The 20,176-nt window shown below is 70.6% G+C and carries 17 protein-coding genes and 1 tRNA gene; 6 read left to right on the top strand and 12 right to left on the bottom strand.

What is annotated here, in order from left to right:
- Positions 1 to 55: 55 nt before the first annotated feature.
- The 6 genes from AB0G17_RS05675 to AB0G17_RS05650 all read right to left on the bottom strand — a co-directional run bounded on the left by AB0G17_RS05675 (position 56) and on the right by AB0G17_RS05650 (position 7,114).
- Positions 56 to 886 (bottom strand): hypothetical protein, encoded by an 831-nt coding sequence (locus AB0G17_RS05675; protein WP_361375946.1) that lies wholly within the window; start codon positions 884 to 886, stop codon positions 56 to 58.
- 247 nt (positions 887 to 1,133) lie between these two features.
- On the bottom strand, positions 1,134 to 2,591 hold the full coding sequence (locus AB0G17_RS05670) for a DUF2252 domain-containing protein (protein WP_361375943.1): 1,458 nt from the start codon (positions 2,589 to 2,591) through the stop codon (positions 1,134 to 1,136).
- A gap of 156 nt (positions 2,592 to 2,747) precedes the next feature.
- Positions 2,748 to 3,851 (bottom strand): hypothetical protein, encoded by a 1,104-nt coding sequence (locus AB0G17_RS05665; RefSeq protein ID WP_361376300.1) that lies wholly within the window; start codon positions 3,849 to 3,851, stop codon positions 2,748 to 2,750.
- 331 nt (positions 3,852 to 4,182) lie between these two features.
- Positions 4,183 to 4,842: a response regulator transcription factor gene (locus AB0G17_RS05660; protein WP_361375940.1), complete on the bottom strand. Its 660-nt coding sequence runs from the start codon at positions 4,840 to 4,842 to the stop codon at positions 4,183 to 4,185.
- A 176-nt stretch (positions 4,843 to 5,018) separates the two neighbouring features.
- Positions 5,019 to 6,755: a histidine kinase gene (locus AB0G17_RS05655; RefSeq protein WP_361376297.1), complete on the bottom strand. Its 1,737-nt coding sequence runs from the start codon at positions 6,753 to 6,755 to the stop codon at positions 5,019 to 5,021.
- Between the two features lie 276 nt (positions 6,756 to 7,031).
- A tRNA-Leu gene (locus tag AB0G17_RS05650) sits at positions 7,032 to 7,114 on the bottom strand.
- A 378-nt stretch (positions 7,115 to 7,492) separates the two neighbouring features.
- On the opposite strand from AB0G17_RS05650, the gene AB0G17_RS05645 reads away from it, so the two are divergent.
- The 6 genes from AB0G17_RS05645 (at position 7,493) to pknB (ending at position 15,612) form a co-directional block, all read left to right on the top strand.
- The gene (locus tag AB0G17_RS05645; protein ID WP_361375937.1) at positions 7,493 to 8,380 is read left to right on the top strand and encodes a DUF3662 and FHA domain-containing protein; all 888 of its coding nucleotides are present in this window, start codon (positions 7,493 to 7,495) and stop codon (positions 8,378 to 8,380) included.
- Between the two features lie 10 nt (positions 8,381 to 8,390).
- Positions 8,391 to 8,930 (top strand): FHA domain-containing protein, encoded by a 540-nt coding sequence (locus tag AB0G17_RS05640; RefSeq protein ID WP_361375934.1) that lies wholly within the window; start codon positions 8,391 to 8,393, stop codon positions 8,928 to 8,930.
- Between the two features lie 132 nt (positions 8,931 to 9,062).
- Positions 9,063 to 10,526 (top strand): Stp1/IreP family PP2C-type Ser/Thr phosphatase, encoded by a 1,464-nt coding sequence (locus AB0G17_RS05635; RefSeq protein ID WP_361376294.1) that lies wholly within the window; start codon positions 9,063 to 9,065, stop codon positions 10,524 to 10,526.
- Between the two features lie 26 nt (positions 10,527 to 10,552).
- Entirely contained in the window at positions 10,553 to 11,968 is a 1,416-nt protein-coding gene (locus tag AB0G17_RS05630; RefSeq protein WP_361375931.1) for an FtsW/RodA/SpoVE family cell cycle protein, read from the top strand.
- Entirely contained in the window at positions 11,965 to 13,419 is a 1,455-nt protein-coding gene (locus AB0G17_RS05625; RefSeq protein WP_361375928.1) for a penicillin-binding transpeptidase domain-containing protein, read from the top strand. Before AB0G17_RS05630 ends, AB0G17_RS05625 begins: the two co-directional genes overlap by 4 nt.
- A 189-nt stretch (positions 13,420 to 13,608) precedes the next feature.
- Positions 13,609 to 15,612 (top strand): Stk1 family PASTA domain-containing Ser/Thr kinase, encoded by a 2,004-nt coding sequence (gene pknB / locus AB0G17_RS05620; protein ID WP_361375925.1) that lies wholly within the window; start codon positions 13,609 to 13,611, stop codon positions 15,610 to 15,612.
- Positions 15,613 to 15,760: 148 nt separating this feature from the next.
- Here pknB and AB0G17_RS05615 read toward each other — a convergent pair whose 3' ends face one another.
- The 6 genes from AB0G17_RS05615 to AB0G17_RS05590 all read right to left on the bottom strand — a co-directional run bounded on the left by AB0G17_RS05615 (position 15,761) and on the right by AB0G17_RS05590 (position 20,160).
- Positions 15,761 to 16,495 (bottom strand): class E sortase, encoded by a 735-nt coding sequence (locus AB0G17_RS05615; protein ID WP_361375922.1) that lies wholly within the window; start codon positions 16,493 to 16,495, stop codon positions 15,761 to 15,763.
- Between the two features lie 20 nt (positions 16,496 to 16,515).
- Entirely contained in the window at positions 16,516 to 17,754 is a 1,239-nt protein-coding gene (locus AB0G17_RS05610) for a class E sortase (RefSeq protein WP_361375919.1), read from the bottom strand.
- Positions 17,751 to 18,389, bottom strand: a complete 639-nt coding sequence (locus tag AB0G17_RS05605) for an aminodeoxychorismate/anthranilate synthase component II (protein ID WP_361375916.1) — start codon at positions 18,387 to 18,389, stop codon at positions 17,751 to 17,753. The genes AB0G17_RS05610 and AB0G17_RS05605 overlap by 4 nt, the downstream gene beginning before the upstream one ends.
- On the bottom strand, positions 18,386 to 18,562 hold the full coding sequence (locus AB0G17_RS05600; RefSeq protein WP_361375913.1) for a hypothetical protein: 177 nt from the start codon (positions 18,560 to 18,562) through the stop codon (positions 18,386 to 18,388). Before AB0G17_RS05600 ends, AB0G17_RS05605 begins: the two co-directional genes overlap by 4 nt.
- A 67-nt stretch (positions 18,563 to 18,629) precedes the next feature.
- Positions 18,630 to 19,322: a class E sortase gene (locus AB0G17_RS05595; protein ID WP_361376291.1), complete on the bottom strand. Its 693-nt coding sequence runs from the start codon at positions 19,320 to 19,322 to the stop codon at positions 18,630 to 18,632.
- A gap of 49 nt (positions 19,323 to 19,371) precedes the next feature.
- Positions 19,372 to 20,160: a DUF881 domain-containing protein gene (locus tag AB0G17_RS05590; RefSeq protein WP_361375910.1), complete on the bottom strand. Its 789-nt coding sequence runs from the start codon at positions 20,158 to 20,160 to the stop codon at positions 19,372 to 19,374.
- Positions 20,161 to 20,176 lie beyond the last annotated feature (16 nt).

Here is a 20,176-nt window from a genome sequence, read left to right as displayed (position 1 = left end):
ACGGTTGTCTCGGCCACTCAGCGGTATCAGCCGTATGGCCTGGTCACTGGGAACGCTACTGCACCAGCTCGGCCAGAACAGCCTCACGCCCGGCCACCTCGGCCAGCAGCTGCTCGGCGATCTCCTCCAGAAGCCGGTCCGGGTCATCGGGCGCCATCCGCAGCATCGAGCCGATCGCGCTCTCCTCCAGCTCCCTGGCCAGCACGGCCAGCAGCTCCTTGCGCTGGGCCAGCCACTCCAGCCGGGTGTAGAGCTCCTCGCTCTCGCTGGGCCGCGCCTCCTCCGGCACCGGCCCCGCCGCCCACTCCTCGGCGAGCTCCCGCAGCAGCTCCTCGTCACCGCGGCCGTAGGCGGCGTTGACCCTGGTGATGAATTCCTCCCGGCGGGCCCGTTCCGGTTCCTCCTGCGCGAGATCGGGGTGCGCCTTGCGAGCCAGCTCGCGGTAGAGCCTGCGCGCCTCCTCGCTGGGGCGAACCCGCTTCGGCGGCCGTACGGGCTGGTCGGTGAGCATCGAGGCCGCCTCGGGGGACATCCCGTCCGAGTCCATCCAGTCGTGGAACAGCTCGTCGACCCCGGGCATCGGCTGCACCACGGCTCGCGCCTCACGTGCCTTGCGCAGGTCCTCCGGATCGCCGGTGAGCGCGGCCTTGGCCTCGGCGATCTGGGCGTCGAGCTCGTCGAGCCGGGCGTACATCGGGCCGAGCTTCTGGTGGTGCAGGCGGGAGAAGTTCTCCACCTCCACGCGGAAGGTCTCCACGGCGATCTCGAACTCGATCAACGCCTGCTCGGCCGCCCGCACAGCCCTGTCCAGCCGGGCTTCGGGCCGTTCCGCGTTCTCGGGGTCCTCGGGCCGGGCGGTCGTCTCTTCGGCAGGTTCGTCCGTCACTGCTCCAGCGTACGGGCGCGGGGGTGGGGGCCCCTCCCTCCCCCTCCCCCACCCCCTCCCCGCTCCAGCCGCCCCACCGCCTCCCGGCGACATCCCCCACAGCCCACCCCGAGCCGACCCCACCACGCCCGCGCCCGAACCGAGCCCGAATCCGGACGCGCGCCGCACCGGCACCCGAACCCGCACCCGCACCCGCACCCGCACCCGCACCCGCACCCGCCCAGCCTCACACCTCCAGCCTCACGCCTCACACCCCCAGCTCTGCCGCCACCCGTCCGTCCCTGATCGCGGCGAGCAGCGTCGCGTGGTCGGACTCCGTGCGGTCGGCGTAGAGGACCGCGAAGCCGGCCACGGCCTCGTCGAGCTCTTCGTTCTTGCCGCAGTACCCGGCTATCAGGCGCGGGTCGGCACTGTGGGCGTGGGCGCGGGCCAGCAGTGCGCCCGTCATGCGGCCGTAGTCGTCCAGCTGGTCGGCGGCCAGGGCCGCGGTGTCGACGCTGCCCTTGCGGTTGCGGAACTGCCGTACCTGGTAGGGGCGCTCGTCGACCGTGGTCCAGCCGAGCAGGATGTCGCTGACGACCTGCATCCGCTTCTGGCCGAGGACCACGCGGCGGCCCTCGTGGCCCGCATCCGGGGCGTGGAAGCCGGCCTTGGCCAGGTGCGGCAGCAGGGCGGAGGCGCGGGCCTCCTTGACCTGGAGCACCAGCGGCTCACCTCGGTGATCGAGGAGCAGCACCACGTACGACCGTGTTCCGACGCTGCCGGTGCCGACGACCCGGAAGGCCACGTCGTGTATCGCGTACCGCGCGAGCAGCGGCAGGCGGTCCTCCGAGAGGGTTTGCAGGTAGGGGCCGAGCGAGGCGGCCACCGCGGCTGCCTCGGCGTCGGGCACCCGGCGCAGCACCGGCGCAGCGTCGACGAAGTGGCGGTGTCCGTCGGCGCTCTGCTCGGTGGCCTTGGCGGCGAAGCGGGCGCTGGTGTTGTTGCGGGCCTTGGCCGACACCCGCTCCAGGGTGCCGAGCAGGTCCCGTGCGTCGGTATGGGAGACGAGCTCCTCGTCGGCTATCGCGTTCCAGGCGTCCAGCACCGGCAGTTTCGCGAGGAGCCGCATGGTGCGCCGGTAGGCGCCGACCGCGTCGTAGGCCGCGGCCCGGCAGGTGTCCTCGTCGGCGCCCGCGGCCCGGCCGGCCAGGACCAGGGAGGCGGCGAGGCGCTTGAGGTCCCATTCCCAGGGGCCGGGCACGGTCTCGTCGAAGTCGTTCAGGTCGATGACGAGTCCGCCGCGCGCGTCGCCGTAGAGACCGAAGTTCGCCGCGTGGGCGTCGCCGCAGATCTGGGCGCCGATTCCGGTGACGGGGGTACCGACGAGGTCGTGGGCCATCAGTCCGGCGGCGCCGCGCAGGAAGGCGAAGGGGGAGGCCGCCATGCGGCCCACTCTTATCGGTGTGAGCTCGGCCACGCGGCCCAGGTTGGATTCCTCGACGGCCCGGACCGCGTCGGGTCGGTCGGTGGAGAGGACCAGCGAGTCGTGCGAGGAGCGGGGTACGCGGTCGCGCAGCGCCTTGCCGTCGCTCTTCGGCGAGCCTGCCGTATGGCCGGGTCCCCGGCCGTGGTGGTGGCGGAAGCCCGGCACCTCGGGAATCCGGATCTGTCCCACGTCGGGCACCGCTCGCAGGACCGGAACCACCGTCTCGACATCGCTCATCGCGTGCCGCCTCCCCCGTGCTCGTTCAACATCAACAGCTCGAATGCCATGACGGTACCGTCGGCGGCCGACAGCCGTCTCCCCCTGTGGATAACTCCCGGCGGGGGCCATCGGGCAGGCCACCGCCGGGAGTTGTCCACAGCCAAACGCCCGAGGTCAGACGCCGACCGCTTCCTCCAGCTCCTCCTCGACCCCGTCCTCGAGTTCCTCGTCTCCCTCCCGGCCTCCGTCTCCGCCTGCGACACCCGCACCGGCCCCGGCCCCGGCGGCCACACCCACACCAGCTGCCACACCCGCACCAGCTCCAGCCCCAGCTCCAGCCCCCGCACCGGCTCCCGCCCCCGCAGCCACCGCGTCCGCGCCCCGCCTCCGCTCGGCCAGCGCCGCGATGCCCATCAGCGCGACGCCCGCCAGCAGCCAGAGCGCCAGGACCAGCACGTGGCCGCCGAGGCCGTTGCCCGCGAAGTACACGTGGCTGCGGGCGCCCTCGATGAACCCGGCGCCGTTCCAGAAGGCGTGCAGGGCGCCGAAGAAGCCGGGCTGGAGTTCGGGCCGGAAGATGCCGCCCGAGCTGGTGAAGTTGAGCATCACGAACAGCACCATCACGCCGAGCGTCGTCCACCTCTTGAGGAAGGTGTGCAGGCCGACGCCGATCAGCAGGATCCCGGCCGAGTACAGCCACGCCATGCCCCAGACGCCGCCGAGTCCGGTGTCGACGAGGTGGAACATCGGGCCCGCGAAGACCGCTCCGATGCCGCTGACCAGGAGGGACATGCCCAGCGCCAGCAGCGCCCTGATCCGCAGCGGCAGCACCGCCCCGGCGCCGCCGATCACCGCGACGGAGGCGTACGAGCCGATGCTCAGCGCGACCAGCAGGAAGAAGATGCCCTGGCCGGTCGGGTCGCCCTTGGCGAGGTCCGTCACGTCGGTCACCTTGAGGGGCGCGTTCTGCGCCGCCGCCACCTTGGTGAAGACCTTCTCGACGGCCGTGGCACTCGTGTCGGAGGAGGCGGAGGCGACGAGGAGTTCGGGCTTGGCGCCGGGGATGTAGGCGCCGTACACGTGCTGCCGCTCAAGGCCGTCGACGGCGGTCGCGCGATCGGGCACGGTACGGACGTCGAGCGCGCCCGCGCCCTTGTCCTGGAGGGTCTGGGCGAGCACCTGCGCGCTCGGGCCCGAGCCGACGATGTCGACCCGCAGGTCGTGCGGCTGCGGGTTGTGGAAGGCCCCCAGATACGCGAGGCCCATCCCGACACACATCAGCAACGGGGTGAGGAGATGGCTGAGCACATGGCGCAGGGGGCTGGGAGCGGTACCGGCGGACACCAGAACTCCAATGGTTGGCTTATACAACTCACTCGATATGTTGTACCATACAACCACTTTCGGGGAATGGCGAACTCCCAGATCAGAGCCCCAATGCCGCCGCGCGCACCACCCGCCTCACCGGCAAGCCGCGCCCAGCTCCACCCTTAGCCCCAGCCCCCGCTCCGGTGTTTCACGTGAAACAACCCCCGCACCGCCTGCCGCGCGCCGCTTACCGCCCACGGCTGCCGCGCGCCCCCGGCCGCGTCCCGCCCCCCCACCCCGCCTACAACCCCGCATCCCGCGCCAGCAGCGCCGCCTGCACCCTGTTCTCGCACTCCAGCTTCGCCAGGATGCGGCTCACATACGTCTTCACCGTGGCCTCGCTCATATGGAGCCGCTTCCCGGCGTCCGCGTTGGACAGGCCCTCGCCGAGCAGCGCCAGTACGTCCCGCTCCCGCGCGGACAGCACCTCCACCCGGCGCCGCGCCTCCTCACCCCGGGCCGCCGTGCGCCCCGTGGCCAGCTGGTCCACGACGTGCCGGGTGGCGCCGGGCGACAGATAGGCGTCCCCGGCCGCCGCCGCCCGTACCGCGGCGATCAGCTCGGCCGGGGCGGTGTCCTTCAGGAGGAAGCCGGCGCCCCCATGCTCCAGCGCGCGCAGCACGTTCTCCCGCTCGCCGAACGTCGTGAGGATGATCACGCGGGCCGCCGGGGTGCTCCTGCGCAGCTCGGCCAGCGCGGTCAGGCCATCCATCACCGGCATCTGGATGTCGAGCAGCACCACATCGGCGCCATGCGCCCGCGCCGCCTCGATGGCCTCCCGGCCGTTCGCCGCCTCGGCCACGACCTCGATGGCCGGGTCCGACGTGAGGATCATCCTGATGCCCGCCCTGATCAGCGGCTCGTCGTCCGCGATCACGACCTTGATCCGCAGGCCGTGCACCGACCCCGGACTGCCCGGGGTCCCCGGGGTCCCCGGGGTCCCCGGTACTCCCGGGCCTCCCAAACCCCCTGGACCGCGTGGATCCCCTGGTCCGAGTGGACCGAGTGGACCGCCTGGACCCGTCACGCCTGCTCCTGTCCTCGCGCCGCGCCGACCTGCTCCCGCCGCGCACCGCGCTAGCGCTCGACCTCGTACGACTGCTTCTCGATCAGCTTGCCGTCCTTGAAGCAGAACCGGAAAACGGGCTCGGTCCTGACACTGTCGCCGAACTTGGACGACCTCAGCACCAGGCAGCTCGAACCGGCGGGCTCCGCCGGGCCCTTGCCGGGCAGCCCCGTCGTGAGGAACGTGTCTCCGGCGGGCAGCCGGTCGCGTACCTCCTGCTCGGAGCTTCCGACCTTGATGTCCTGGTACTCGGCCGGATCGGTCATCCCCTCGTCCGCGGCCCCGGCGAAGAAGAACAGCCCGACACCCGCGGCCACCGCGAGCAGCACCACCACCGCGAAGGCGATCCCGCACCCCAGGGCGACGCCCCCGGCCCTGTTCCTGCTGCTCATGGCCAACTCCCTCTCCGCGACGTTCAGGTCGACGTTCCAGCCGACAGGCCCGCCGGCCCACTGCCGGCCGGTCCCCGTCGCACCGGCCGGGCCACTGTCGCCGTACGGGAGCGCCCCCGGCTGCTGCCGGAAGTCGTCGGCCGTATCGACGAAGGTCGTCGCCTCGGCCGCCCCGTACGGGAGCACCCCGGCCACCCGGAAGCCCCCGTCGTCGGTCCGCCCCGTGTGGACCATGCCGCCGACCAGGCGGGCCCGTTCGTGCAGCCCGGTCAGGCCCTGGCCGCCGCTGACCACGTCGCCCCGGGCGAGCCCGGGCGCCGGCCCATTGACGACCTCGACGACGAGCGAGTCGGGCTCGTAGCGCAGTTCCACGCCGATGGGGGCGGCGGGCGCGTGCTTGTAGGCGTTGGTCAGCGCCTCCTGGACGATGCGGTACGCCGCGTGGTCGGACGCGGGGGCCAGTCGCCGGGGCTCCCCCGTCTCGCGCAGCTCCACCGTGGTGCCCGCCGCCCGGGCGGCCGCCACCAGGGCCTCGACGCCCGCCGTGCCGCGGGCGGCGCGCTGTGCCTCGTCCGTGTGGTGGTCCGGCGCCTCGACGCCGTCGCGCAGGATGCCGACGACCGCGCGCAGTTCGTGCATGGCGGCGACCGAGGCCTCCCGCAGCACCCCGACGGCCTCGCGCTGGCGGCCCGTCAGCGCCGGGTCGACCTCAAGAGCCCCGGTGTGCACGGAGATCAGCGCCAGTCGGTGGCCGAGGCTGTCGTGCATGTCCTGGGCGATGCGCTGGCGTTCGCGCAGTCTGGCTTGTCCGGCGACCATCGCGCGCTCGCGCAGCAGCTGCGCGTTGCGCTCCTGCATGGTCTGCAGCAGGGTCCGGCGCTGGTACCAGTAGCGGCTGGCGAGGCCCGGTACGACGGCGATCACCATGAAGAAGAGCGACGCGAACAGGGCGATGACGAACAGCGGCCCCTCGCCGGACTCGGTGAGCGCGATACCGGCCAGATATCCGGCGAACGCGGCACAGAACGCGACCAGGGCCCGTCCCGCCCCGGCGATGCGCCGCCCCGCCGAGCAGGCCACCACGAGCAGCAGCAAGGTGGCGCCCGCGGTGGTCCCGCTGAGCGTGGCCGTGGCGATGAGCACGCCCGCGGGGAACCTGCGGCGCAGCGGCGTCAGGACGAGGACGGCGACGGCGACCAGGGCGGGCGCCACCAGGCCGCCGGTGGCCAGCAGGCTCACACCGGAGGCGGCCAGGGCCAGCAGGAGGGCGAGGGCCGACTCGCCGACGGTCCGGCGGCGCGACCAGGGCTCTGGCCCCGCCAGCCGTCGGCGGGCGTCCTGGATCTTCGATGACACATCCACGCCCGCACCCTAGGCAGCGGCCCGGGCGCCGGACGGCTCTCTTTCGTCGCGCCCCGCCGAGACGAAAGTCTCCGTGGCGATCGGGAGCGAGCGAGGGGGAGCGCTGGGGAGTGCTCGGGTGCGAGCCGGAGTGATCCGGACCGATCGCGAGCCATCGGGACGGCCGCCGACGCGCTCGGTCGCCGCGTCGTTTCCCGTATCCGAGTCAATTCCCGTACCCGGGAACGCGGAAGCCCCGCCGGTCGTTTGACCTGCGGGGCTTCCGTTCGGTGGGCGAGGGGGGATTTGAACCCCCACGTCCCGAAGGACACTGGCACCTGAAGCCAGCGCGTCTGCCGTTCCGCCACTCGCCCGAGTGGTGTCCGAGGCCTTCGCACCTTTTCGGTGCGCTTGCCTGGCGACGTCGAGAAGATTAGCACGCTGCGCAGGGTGGATTCACATCCGTTGTTTCCGCTGCCCCTGGCGGGCAGGAGAGGGGAGGAAGGACGACGTACAGCGACGGCTCGGGGACCCACAGGAACCTCACAGGGCTCCGATGGGAACGGGGAGGGGCCGCACCCACTCCTCCACGGTGCACCCCGGGTGCGGGACACTGTCAGGAGGCCACCTCTACGATCCGTGTGAGAGGTGACACTCGTCCACCGGTCACAGAAGGGGAACCAGCCGATTTCCCGACGCGTGGATACGATCAGTAAGCAGTACCAGGACGACATCGACGGAGGAGGTGCCCCATGGGAGTCCTGAAGCGTTTCGAGCAGCGTCTCGAAGGCCTGGTCAACGGCACCTTCGCGAAGGTCTTCAAGTCCGAGGTCCAGCCCGTCGAGATCGCCGGCGCCCTCCAGCGCGAGTGCGACAACAACGCGACGATCTGGAACCGCGAGCGGACCGTCGTCCCCAACGACTTCATCGTCGAGCTCAGCGCGCCCGACTTCGAACGCCTGAGCCCGTACTCGGGCCAGCTGGGCGACGAACTGTCCGGCCTGGTCCGCGACTACGCCAAGCAGCAGCGGTACACGTTCATGGGGCCGATCAAGGTCCATCTGGAGAAGGCCGACGACCTCGACACCGGCCTGTACCGGGTGCGCAGCCGTACGCTCGCCTCCAGCACCGACCAGCAGGACCTGCACAACCAGCAGGAGCAGTACGGCAGGCCTCCCGGCCCGGCCCGTCCCGCTCCCGCCGCACCGCCGCAGCCCGCCCAGGGCCGCGGCGGCTACGGCTATCCGCCCGCCGCGGCACCGCCGATGCCCGCCGTCCCGCCCCCCGGCGGGAACGGCGGCCCCGGCCGCCCCGGCGCGGACCGCCGCCCGACGGCTCCCGGCCCCATGCCGGGCTCCCAGGTGCGGCGCTGGATCGAGATCAACGGCACCCGCCACCAGATCTCCCGCCCGACGCTGGTGCTGGGTCGCAGCACCGACGCCGACGTGCGGATCGACGACCCCGGCGTCTCGCGCCGGCACTGTGAGATCCGGACCGGAACGCCCTCGACGATCCAGGATCTCGGGTCCACCAACGGCATCGTGGTGGACGGGCAGCACACCACCCGCGCTACGCTCCGCGACGGCTCGCGGATCGTCGTGGGCAGTACCACCATCGTTTACCGGCAAGCCGAAGGGTGAAGCGGGGGCAATGTCAGAGCTGACCCTCACGGTCATGCGGTTGGGTTTCCTCGCCGTACTGTGGCTGTTCGTCATCGTGGCCGTTCAGGTCATCCGCAGCGACCTGTTCGGCACCCGGGTCACCCAGCGCGGTTCGCGCCGGGGCAGTGACACGGGTAGCCGGCAGACCGGTGGCCGCCAGGCCGCCGCCGCTGCCGCCGCGCCGCCGCCGCAGCGCGGCCAGCAGGCCCCGTCCGGCGGCCGCCAGCGCCGGGGCGCGCCGACCAAGCTGGTGGTGTCCGAGGGCACCCTCACCGGCACGACGGTGGCGCTGCAGGGCCAGACCATCACGCTGGGCCGGGCGCACGACTCGACGATCGTCCTCGACGACGACTACGCATCGAGCCGTCATGCCAGGATCTACCCGGACCGGGACGGCAACTGGATCGTCGAGGACCTCGGTTCCACCAATGGCACCTACCTGGACCGGACGCGGCTCACCACCCCGACCCCGATTCCGCTGGGCGCGCCGATCCGCATCGGCAAGACCGTCATCGAGCTGCGGAAGTAGTACGACAATGAGCGAGCGGAGCGAGCGAGCCGCGGCGGTCCGGACGGCGGACCGGGACGGGCTCCCGACCGGAGGGTGGGCAGTGTGGCTCGACATGACCGGCTGTACCCCGAGCCGACGGGCGAGGTGGGCATGAGTCTCTCCCTGCGCTTCGCCGCCGGATCCCACAAGGGCATGATCCGCGAGGGCAACGAGGACTCCGGTTACGCGGGTCCGCGTCTCCTCGCCATCGCCGACGGCATGGGCGGCCAGGCCGCCGGTGAGGTCGCCTCATCCGAGGTGATCTCCACCCTGGTCACGCTCGACGACGACGTGCCCGGCTCCGACATCCTCACCTCGCTCGGTACGGCGGTGCAGCGCGCCAACGACCAGCTGCGCATGATGGTCGAGGAGGACCCCCAGCTGGAGGGGATGGGCACCACGCTCACCGCTCTGCTGTGGACGGGCCAGCGTCTCGGCCTGGTGCACGTGGGCGACTCGCGCGCGTATCTGCTGCGCGACGGCGTGCTCACCCAGATCACGCAGGACCACACCTGGGTGCAGCGGCTCGTGGACGAGGGCCGCATCACCGAGGAGGAGGCGACGACGCATCCGCAGCGCTCGCTGCTGATGCGCGCGCTGGGCAGCGGCGACCACGTCGAGCCGGACCTGTCGATCCGCGAGGTGCGGGGCGGCGACCGCTATCTGATCTGCTCCGACGGCCTGTCGGGGGTGGTGTCCCACCAGACGATGGAGGACACCCTCGCCAGCTACCACGGCCCGCAGGAGACGGTGCAGGAGCTGATCCAGCTCGCGCTGCGCGGCGGCGGCCCGGACAACATCACGGTGATCGTGGCGGACGTCCTGGACGTCGACTCCGGCGACACGCTGGCCGGGCAGCTCAGCGACATCCCGGTGATCGTGGGCGCGGTCGCCGAGAACCAGCTCCAGCTCAACGACGACGGGGCGATGCAGACCCCGGCGGGCCGTGCCTCGGGCCTTGGCCGTCCCACCCCGCCGCAGGGGGGCTTCGGCCCGCCCGGCAGCGGTGAGGACAGCGGCTACGGCGCCCCGCCCGAGGGCACCTTCGGCACCTACTCGGACGAGGACTTCGTCAAGCCGCGGCGCGGCAGGTGGCTGAAGAGATCCCTCTACATCGTGCTCGCCCTGGCCGTGGTCGGCGGCGGGCTGTACGGCGGTTACCGCTGGACGCAGACCCAGTACTACGTCGGCACCAAGGACGAGCACGTCGCGCTCTACCAGGGCATCAGCCAGGACCTCGCCTGGGTGAAGCTGTCGAAGGTGGAGACCGACCACCCCGAGATCGAACTCAAGTACCTGCCGCCGTACCAGCGCAAGCAGGTCGAGGCGACGATCGCCGAGAGCAGTCTCAGCAAGGCCCAGGCCAAGATCACCGAACTGTCCACGCAGGCGTCGGCGTGCAAGAAGGACGAACAGCGGCGCGCCGCCGAGAGCCAGAACCCGCCGAAGACCGGTACGACGGCCTCCCCGTCGCCCGGCAAGACCGGTTCCACCAAGACCACCGCCACTCCCACGCCCGGCCCCAGCCTCTCGGAGGAAGAGCAGAAGCTGGTCCCGCAGTGCGGTAAGCAGTAGGCAGCCGTAGGGGGCCTTTCCACACCATGAGCGTTGTCACCAACACGACCACCATCGGCGCGATCGACGCACCGAGCCGCCGCAACACCGAGCTCGCGCTGCTCGTCTTCGCCGTCGCCATCCCGGTGTTCGCGTACGCCAACGTGGGCCTGGCCATGACCGGCAAGCTGCCATCCGGCATGCTCGGTTACGGCCTCGGCCTCGGGCTGCTCGCGGCCGTCGGGCACCTCGTGGTGCGCAAGTTCGCCCCGTACGCGGACCCGCTGCTGCTGCCGCTGGCGACGCTGCTGAACGGGCTGGGCCTGGTGATGATCTGGCGCCTGGACCAGTCGCCGCGTCTGATCCAGCGGGCCAAGACCTCCTTCGGCGCTTTCCACCCGGACGCGCCCAAGCAGATGCTGTACACGGCGATCGGCGTGGCGCTGTTCATCGGCGTGCTCATGCTCCTGAAGGACCACCGGATCCTTCAGCGCTACACGTACATCTCGATGGCGTGCGCGCTGTTCCTGCTGGTCCTGCCGATGTTCTTCCCGGCGGTGAACGGCGCCAAGATCTGGATCTCCATCCCCGGTCTGGGCACGATCCAGCCCGGCGAGTTCGCGAAGATCATCATCGCGGTGTTCTTCTCCGGCTATCTGATGGTCAAGCGGGACGCGCTGGCGCTGGCCAGCCGCCGCTTCATGGGCCTGTACCTGCCGCGCGGCCGCGACCTCGGCCCGATCCTCGTGGTGTGGGGCGTCTCGATCCTCATCCTGGTCTTCGAGACCGACCTCGGTACCTCGCTGCTCTTCTTCGGCCTGTTCGTGATCATGCTGTACGTGGCCACCGAGCGGACCAGCTGGATCGTCTTCGGTCTGGTGATGTCGGCGGCCGGCGCCGTCGCGGTGGCGTCGTTCGAGCCGCACGTGAAGCTGCGTGTGGACGCCTGGCTCGACCCCTTCGGCTGCTACAAGACGACCGGCGCCTGTGAGCAGATCGGCCAGGCGATCATGTCGTTCGGCTCCGGCGGCACGCTCGGTACGGGCCTGGGCCAGGGCAACTCCGACCTGATCGGCTTCGCCGCCAACGCCGACTTCATCCTCTCCACCGTCGGCGAGGAGCTGGGCCTGGCCGGGATGATGGCGATCCTGCTGATCTACGGCTTGATCGTGGAGCGGGGCGTGCGCACCGCGCTCGCCGCCCGTGACCCGTTCGGCAAGCTGCTGGCCATCGGCCTGTCCGGCGCGTTCGCGCTGCAGGTCTTCGTGGTCGCCGGCGGTGTCATGGGGCTCATCCCGCTGACCGGTATGACCATGCCGTTCCTCGCGCAGGGCGGATCCTCGGTCATCGCCAACTGGGCGCTGATCGGCATCCTCATCCGGATCAGCGACACCGCGCGCCGCCCGGCGCCCGCCCCTGCCCCGTCCCCCGACGCCGAGATGACCCAGGTGGTCCGACCGTGAACAAGCCCCTGCGACGGATCGCGATCTTCTGCGGGCTGCTGATCATGGCCCTGATGATCCGCGACAACTGGCTCCAGTACGTGCGCGCCGACGAGCTGAACGCGCACAAGTACAACCGGCGCGTCCAGATCGAGCGGTTCGCCCACGAGCGCGGCAACATCATCACGGCCGACGGCCAGCCGATGACCGCGTCCAAGGAGACCTCGGGCAGCGACTTCAAGTTCAAGCGGGCCTGGAACAACGGCAGCCTCTGGTCGCCGGTGACCGGTTTCAACTCGCAGGCCTTCGACTCCTCGCAGCTGGAGAACATCGAGGACAAGATCCTCTCGGGCAACGACGACCGGCTCTTCTTCGACCGGACGCTCGCGATGTTCACCGGGGAGAAGAAGCAGGGCGGCAACGTCGTCACCACCCTCAACAGCGCCGCCCAGAAGGCCGCCTTCGAGGGGCTCGGCGACAAGAAGGGCGCGGTCGCCGCGATCGACCCGCGCACCGGCGCGATCCTGGCGCTGGCCTCGACGCCGTCGTACGACCCGTCGGTCTTCGCGGGCAACTCCAAGGCGGACTCCGCCGCCCGCGAGAAGCTGCTCAAGGACAAAGACAAGCCCATGCTGAACCGGGCGCTGCGCGAGACCTACCCGCCCGGCTCCACGTTCAAGGTGGTCACCGCCTCGGCGGCGCTGGAGAACGGGCTGTACTCCAGCATCGACGAGCCGACCCGCTCGCCGGTGCCGTACCAGCTGCCGCAGTCGACGATGCCGCTGAAGAACGAGGGGAACATCCCCTGCGAGAACGCCAACCTCAAGGTGGCGCTCCAGTGGTCCTGCAACACCGTCTTCGGCAAGATCAGCGATGACCTCGGCAACAAGAAGATGATCGACGAAGCCAACAAGTTCGGCTTCAACGACGAGATCTTCACCCCGGTCCGCGCGGACGCGAGCGTCTATCCCAAGGACAACCGGCCGCAGAACGCGATGGCCGGCATCGGCCAGGCCTCCAACCGCGCCACCCCGCTCCAGATGGCCATGGTGGCCGCCGCCGTCGCCAACGACGGCAAGCTGATGAAGCCGTACATGGTCGACCAGCTCCAGGCACCCAACCTCGACATCCTCTCCAAGACCCAGCCGGAGAAGATGAGCCAGCCGCTGTCGGCGGCCAACGCCCAGAAGGTCCAGGCGCTGATGGAGAACGTCGTCACGGACGGCACGGGCAAGAAGGGCGCCATCGACGGCGTCACCGTCGGCGGCAAGACCGGCACCGCCCAGCACGGCCTCAACAACGCGGAGAAGCCGTACGCCTGGTTCATCTCGTACGCCAAGACCGACCAGGGCTCCCCGGTCGCGGTCGCGGTCGTGGTCGAGGACGGCGAGGCCAACCGCGACGACATCTCCGGCGGCGGTCTGGCCGCCCCCATCGCCAAGGCCGTGATGAAGGCGGTGCTCAAGAAGTGATCAAGGGACGTTTCACGTGAAACAGTCCTCGTTTCACGTGAAACGTCTCTCGCGCCCTGTACCGGTCCGGTATCAGCTGGCGGTCACGGACGGATCAGCTACCGGTGCCCGGTAGCGTATGCGCGAACAGCACACCGCCGGACCACACACACGGGTGCGGTCGGGACTAACGGAGAGGGCTGGAACGTTATGGAAGAGCCGCGTCGCCTCGGCGGCCGGTACGAGCTGGGCCAGGTGCTCGGCCGTGGTGGCATGGCCGAGGTCTACCTCGCGCACGACACCCGGCTCGGCCGCACCGTCGCCGTGAAGACGCTGCGGGCCGACCTCGCCCGCGACCCGTCCTTCCAGGCCCGGTTCCGCCGTGAGGCCCAGTCCGCCGCCTCGCTCAACCACCCGGCGATCGTCGCGGTCTACGACACCGGCGAGGACTACGTCGACCAGGTCTCCATCCCGTACATCGTGATGGAGTACGTCGACGGGTCCACTCTGCGTGAGCTGCTTCACTCCGGGCGCAAGCTGCTGCCCGAGCGCACGCTGGAGATGACGGTCGGCATCCTGCAGGCCCTGGAGTACTCCCACCGGGCCGGCATCGTCCACCGCGACATCAAGCCGGCGAACGTCATGCTGACGCGCACCGGCCAGGTCAAGGTCATGGACTTCGGCATCGCGCGGGCCATGGGCGACTCCGGCATGACGATGACGCAGACCGCGGCCGTCATCGGCACCGCCCAGTACCTCTCCCCGGAGCAGGCCAAGGGCGAGCAGGTCGACGCCCGCTCCGACCTGTATTCGACGGGGTGCCTCCTCTACGAGCTGCTGACGGTGCGGCCGCCGTTCGTCGGTGACTCGCCGGTCGCGGTCGCCTACCAGCACGTACGGGAAGAGCCGCAGCCGCCGAGCAACTTCGACCCCGAGATCACGCCCGAGATGGACGCGATCGTCCTGAAGGCGCTGGTCAAGGACCCGGACTACCGCTACCAGTCGGCCGACGAGATGCGCGCCGACATCGAGGCCTGCCTCGACGGCCAGCCGGTCGCCGCGACCGCCGCCATGGGCGCGGCCGGCTACGGCGGCTACGACGCGTACACCTCGGGCCCCCAGGACCAGCCGACGACCGCGCTGCGTCCCACGGACGCGGCGGGCCAGACGTCCATGCTGCCCCCGGTCAACCCGGACGACGGCGGCTACGGCTACGACGACCGCCCCGACCGCCGCCGCCAGAAGAAGTCGCACACGTCGACGATCCTGCTGGTGCTCGCCGGTGTGCTGGTGCTCGTCGGCGCCATCCTGATCGGCAAGTCGGTCTTCGGCGGGGGCGGCGACAGCGGCCTCGTGCCGGTGCCGCAGTTGGTCGGCGAGACCCAGAAGTCCGCCGAGAGCCTGACGGCGAACGTCGGCCTCAAACTGACCGTGTCCAAGAGCGAGCCCTGCGCCGACCAGCCCAAGGGCAGCGTCTGCAGCCAGACCCCGACCAGCGGCAAGCTGAAGAAGGGCGAAGCCGTCACGGTCGTCGTCTCGACCGGCGCACCCAAGGTCGAGGTCCCGGACGTCACGGAGAAGAAGAAGGACAACGCGACCCAGCTCCTGCAGGAGAAGGGCTTCAGCGTGAAGACGACCGCGGTCGAGTCCGAGCAGGAGGAAGGCACGGTCGTCAGCCAGGACCCCAAGGGCGGCGACCAGGTCGAGAAGGGCTCCGAGGTCACGCTCTCGATCGCCAAGAAGAAGACGACCAAGCTGCCGGACGTCAAGGACAAGGACTACAACGCGGCCGTGGCGCAGCTCAACGGCCTCGGGTTCACGAACATCTCCCGCCAGGACGTCGACTCGGACAAGCCCGCGGGCCAGGTCGTCGACCAGTCGCCCAAGGGCAACAGCGACCAGACCAAGGACGTCCAGATCGTCCTGAAGGTCTCCAAGGGCCCGCAGACGCCCACGCAGGTCCCCGTGCCCAGCGTGTTCGGGATGACCGTCAAGCAGGCCACGGAGAAGCTCAACGCGGCCGGATTCAGCAACATCCAGTTCGCGCCGGGCAGCTCCGTCGATGAGAAGGCCCGGGTCACCTCGCAGACCCCGCCGGCCAACACCCCGTCCGACCCGGCCACCACGGCGATCGTCCTGACGACGATCGGCGGCGGCGGAAACCAGGGCCAGAACGGCGGCACCTTCCCGTTCGGCGGCCCGTCCGGCGGCTGACCGGCAGCACAGCGCAAAGCCCCGGTCCCCTTCACGGGGGGCCGGGGCTTTTCCGTACGTACGCGGTGTCCGTCGTCCACGCGGGGCTCGGGGCCCCTAGGGCCTGTCGTCAGGCGTCGCAGGACAGACGGGAATTTGACGACAGGCCCTAGCGCAGCTCGACGGGCTTGGTGCGCTTCTCGTCGACCTTCTGGGTGCGGACCAGTTCGCCCCACACGATGTAGCGGTAGTCGGAGGTGTAGACGGGCGTGCACGTCGTCAGCGTGATGTAGTGACCCGGCTTCTTGGCACCCGACTCCTTCGGCACCGGCTGGAGGACGTCGACGTTGTACTTAGACGTCTCCGTCAGCTCCGCGAACGTCTTGTAGACGTACCAGGTGTCCTTCGTCTCGAAGACGATCGGATCGCCGGTCCTTATCTTGTCGATGTTGTGGAACTTCGCACCGTGGCCGTCGCGGTGCGCGGCGAGCGTGAAGTTGCCCTTGGCACCGCTCGCGGGCAGGACCGCCTTCAGCGGGTCGGTGTAGTAGCCCGCGACGCCGCCGTTGAGGACCTCGGTGTCGGTGCCCTTCTTGACCAGCACCTCGCCGTTCTTCATGGCGGGTACGTGCAGGAAGCCGATGCCACCCTTGGTGTCGAGGGCGCCGGGGCCGCTGTTCGCCCAGTCGCGGCGCACGTCCTTGCTCTGCTTGGCCGCCTCGCGGTCCGCTATGACGTTGGTCCACCACAGCGAGTAGACGACGAAGAGGCCGAGCACCAGCCCGGCCGTGATCAGCAGCTCGCCGATGACGCTGACGACCCCGGCGACCGCGCCGCGGCGGCGCGGTCGCGGCGGGACGGGGGCCTCGGCCTGCTGCTCGTCGTGCTCGGTCCTCAACTCCACCGCACCTGCCTGTCGTTCCGTCAGCCGGCGAGCGCGTCGGGCACGCCCTTGCTGCGCGGTCGTTCGTCGACCATCTTGCCCCACACGATCATTCGGTACGTACTCGTGAATTCGGGGGTGCAGGTCGTCAGCGTCAAGTAGCGGCCCGGCCGGGTGAAGCCCGAGCCGACCGGGATCGGCTTGAGCACCGAGACGTTCTTGGGGCTGGTCGACGGGAGCATGCCGGTGATCGCGTACGTGTAGTACGCCTGCTGGGTCTCCACGATCACCAGATCGCCCGGCTTGAGCCGGTTGATGTAGCGGAAGGGCTCGCCGTGCGTGTTGCGGTGCCCGGCGACCGCGAAGTTGCCTGTCTTGTCGCCCGGCATCGCGGTCTTGAGGCTGCCCTGGCCGTAGTGGCCGACCATGCCCTTGTCGAGGACCTTGTGCTTGTTGGTGCCCTCGGCGACGGGGACGACCACGTCCAGCTTGGGGATGTGCATGATGGCGAAGCCCTTGCCGGGCTCGAAGGCACCCGGAGCCTTCTTGCCGCTGTCCCAGTCGTGCGTGATCTTCTTCGCCTCGCTGCCCGCCTGCTGATGGGCGCGGATGTTGGTCCACCACAGCTGGTAGGTGACGAACAGGAGCATCACCACGCCGAGCGTGATGAACAGTTCGCCGACGATCCTGCTGGCCACCACGGCCGCGCTGTCCTTGCGCGCCTTGGCGGCGCGGCGCGCCTCGGCGCGCGTCAGCGGACGGCCGGCCGACACGGTCTCCGCGGACGCGGACGCGGACGCGGCCGGGGCACGGTGCCCCCGCGCCTTGGCGGCCCGGCGGCGCTCGGCACGCCCGCCGGTGGGGGGCGCGGGCGGCTCGGGCATGCGCTTGAGCGCCATGGTGGAGTCGTCGAAGGGCACGCCACCGGGCTCCCCGGCCAGAGGCAACGGCTCAGGACCGGGCTCCGGCAGCGGCTCCGCCACGGGGGCCGGAGCAGGGGCCGGAGCAGGGGCCGGAGCAGGGGCCTGAGCAGGGGCCTGAGCGGCGGTCCGACCGGCCTGCGCGTACCACTCCTGAGGCTCGGGACCGAGCGGCGCGGGCTCGTGGCCGAGGGATGCCGGCTCGTGGCCGAACGCCGCGGGCTCGTGGTCGAACGGTGCGGGCTCGGGCACGTCCGCCTGCGGGATGTTGTCCGCCCTGAACCACGGCGACCCGTGACCGCCCGCCGGGAGGGGGTCCGTCAGCGGGTCGTACTCGTGCTCGGGCCGGACGGCCGTCACGCCGCGGCCTTGCCCACCACCGGTGCCAGGCCTGCCGACCGCTCGACGGCTCCCGTGTCCCCGCACCGCACCAGCCAGTTGGCGAGCATCAGATGGCCGTGTTCGGTCAGGACGGACTCCGGGTGGAACTGGACGCCCTCCACGGGCAGTTCCCGGTGGCGGAGCCCCATCACGATCCCGTCGGCCGTCCAGGCGGTGACCTCCAGCTCCGCCGGCAGCGTGGCTGGCTCGGCGGCCAGCGAGTGGTACCGGGTCGCGGTGAACGGCGAGGGCAGCCCCTGGAAGACCCCGGCGCCCTCGTGCAGGACCGGCGAGGTCTTGCCGTGCAGCAGCTCGGGCGCCCGGTCGACCACACCCCCGTACGCGACCATCATCGACTGCATGCCGAGGCAGACGCCGAAGACCGGCACGCCGGTCGCCGCGCAGTGGCGCACCATGTCGACGCAGACACCGGCCTGCTCGGGCGCGCCCGGGCCGGGCGAGAGCAGCACGCCGTCGAAGCCGTCCTGCGCGTGCTCCAGGGACACCTCGTCATTGCGTACCACCTCGCACTCGGCGCCCAGCTGGTACAGGTACTGGACCAGGTTGAAGACAAAGCTGTCGTAGTTGTCCACGACGAGAACGCGTGCGCTCATCGGGTCGCTCCCATGCCCTGGTCGACGGTGACATCGTTGAACGGCAGCAGCGGCTCCGCCCACGGGAAGATGTACTGGAAGAGCACATAGACAATCGCCAGTACCAGTACGAGCGAAGTGAACGCCCGTACCCACGCGTTGCCCGGCAGATGCCGCCAGATCCAGCCGTACATGCTGTCCGCTGTCCCTTCCGACGATCGTTACCGCACCAGACTAAGGGGCGGCGCCGTGAACAGGGGCTCAGCTGGTCAAAGCTTGGGGCTTGCCCGCGGTCACCGGAGCGGTGGAGTCGAGGTGGCCCCAGGCGATCAGCCGGTGGCTGCTGCCCCACTCCGGATCGCAGGTGGTGAGGGTCAGATAGCGGCCCGGGGAGCGGAACGGCGACTTGGCGGGCACCGGATCGATGACCCCCGTGTCGCTCGGCACGGTCCGGTAGGGCTTGTTGTCGACGCGGTAGGTGAACCAGGTCGTCCCGTCGGTGAGCACCACCGCGTCGCCGGGCCGCAGCTCGGGAAAGTCCTTGAACGGGTCGCCGTAGGTGCGCCGGTGCCCGGCCACCGAGAAGTTGCCCGGCTGCCCCAGGCGCGTGGTGGTGGCGTAGTGCCCGAGGCCCTTCTGGAGGTCCTTGACCCCGGTCCCCTCCAGCACCGGCTTGTGCCAGTCCCTGCCCAGCCTGGGGATGTACATGACGGCGAAGGACTTGCCCTCGGTGTACGGGGCGGGGGCGGGCGGCCCGGTCCGCTGCGGCGCGCTCGTGGCGGGGGCGCGGGCCCACTGGTGGTGCAGCTGGGACATCTGGCTGTCGGCGGCGCTGTCCGCCTTCACCCCGGTCCAGTACAGGAGGTACACGACGAAGAGGACGATCAGGGTGCCGACCGTGATGCACAACTCGCTGAACGCCCGGACGACCAGCCGCACCGAGACACCGGGCATCGAGACACCGGGCACCGAGACACCAGGCACCGGGCCGCCTCCTCCCGCGCTATCCCACCGGCTTCGCGTAGTGGAGATCCACTGTGCCCGAGTAGCCGGGCAGAGTCATCGGCTTGTGCTCGTCGACTTTCCAGCCGAGCCCGTACGCCTTCACGTACAGCTGGTAGTTCTGGATCGCCGGGGAGTCGGTGAGCGCCTGGCGCAGCTTCCCGGGCTCGCCCACCGCGGTGATCTTGTACGGGGGCGAGTAGACGCGGCCCTGGAGGATCAGGGTGTTGCCGACGCAGCGCACGGCGCTGGTGGAGATGAGCCGCTGGTCCATGACCTGGATGCCCTGGGCGCCGCCCTGCCACAGCGCGTTCACCACGGCCTGGAGGTCCTGCTGGTGGATGACCAGGTCATTGGGTTGCGGGGCGGGGTAGCCGGGGGCGGCCACGGCGTTGGGCGGGGCGTCGTTGAGGGTGACGCTGAGCGCCTTGCCGGTGACCTTCTCGGTGCCGGCCGCGTCCTTGAGCGCGGCGAGCTGCTGGTCCTGCGCCTTGGTGGAGCCGTTGTCGCGCTGGGCGAGGGCGTCGACGTCGTTGCGGACGGTGGCGGTGGACTGGTCGAGCTCGGCGTTCTTGCGGCTGCGCTGCTGGATCAGGTCGGAGAGCTTCAGCAGCGAGGCGTCGGTGCGGATGTTGGTGCCCTTGGCGGTGTTGAAGCTGGTCACGAAGATGAGTCCGGCCAGGGCGAAGACGGCGGCGGAGAGCAGCCGGACGGGGCGGGCGCGGAAGCGGCGGCCCGGGCCGGCGGGCTCGTCGGGGAGCCCTTCGGGGGAGTCGGCGGAATTGCTCAACGTACCCTTATCTCCT

The organism is Streptomyces sp. NPDC023838, from assembly GCF_040639555.1.
In the GTDB taxonomy this organism is placed as follows: Bacteria; Actinomycetota; Actinomycetes; order Streptomycetales; family Streptomycetaceae; genus Streptomyces.
The sequence above is the reverse complement of the archived record's forward strand: the minus strand, read 5'-3'. Positions and strand labels throughout refer to the sequence as shown.

Excerpts from the sequence above, each read along its gene's own strand:
- pknB (WP_361375925.1), top strand. The coding sequence starts at position 13,609 with ATGGAAGAGCCGCGTCGCCTCGGCGGCCGGTACGAGCTGGGCCAGGTG.
- AB0G17_RS05605 (WP_361375916.1), bottom strand. The coding sequence starts at position 18,389 with ATGAGCGCACGCGTTCTCGTCGTGGACAACTACGACAGCTTTGTCTTC.
- AB0G17_RS05665 (WP_361376300.1), bottom strand. The coding sequence starts at position 3,851 with ATGTGTGTCGGGATGGGCCTCGCGTATCTGGGGGCCTTCCACAACCCG.
- AB0G17_RS05635 (WP_361376294.1), top strand. The coding sequence starts at position 9,063 with ATGAGTCTCTCCCTGCGCTTCGCCGCCGGATCCCACAAGGGCATGATC.
- AB0G17_RS05645 (WP_361375937.1), top strand. The coding sequence starts at position 7,493 with ATGGGAGTCCTGAAGCGTTTCGAGCAGCGTCTCGAAGGCCTGGTCAAC.
- AB0G17_RS05670 (WP_361375943.1), bottom strand. The coding sequence starts at position 2,591 with ATGAGCGATGTCGAGACGGTGGTTCCGGTCCTGCGAGCGGTGCCCGAC.
- AB0G17_RS05640 (WP_361375934.1), top strand. The coding sequence starts at position 8,391 with ATGTCAGAGCTGACCCTCACGGTCATGCGGTTGGGTTTCCTCGCCGTA.
- AB0G17_RS05595 (WP_361376291.1), bottom strand. The coding sequence starts at position 19,322 with ATGCCCGGTGTCTCGGTGCGGCTGGTCGTCCGGGCGTTCAGCGAGTTG.
- AB0G17_RS05600 (WP_361375913.1), bottom strand. The coding sequence starts at position 18,562 with ATGTACGGCTGGATCTGGCGGCATCTGCCGGGCAACGCGTGGGTACGG.
- AB0G17_RS05630 (WP_361375931.1), top strand. The coding sequence starts at position 10,553 with ATGAGCGTTGTCACCAACACGACCACCATCGGCGCGATCGACGCACCG.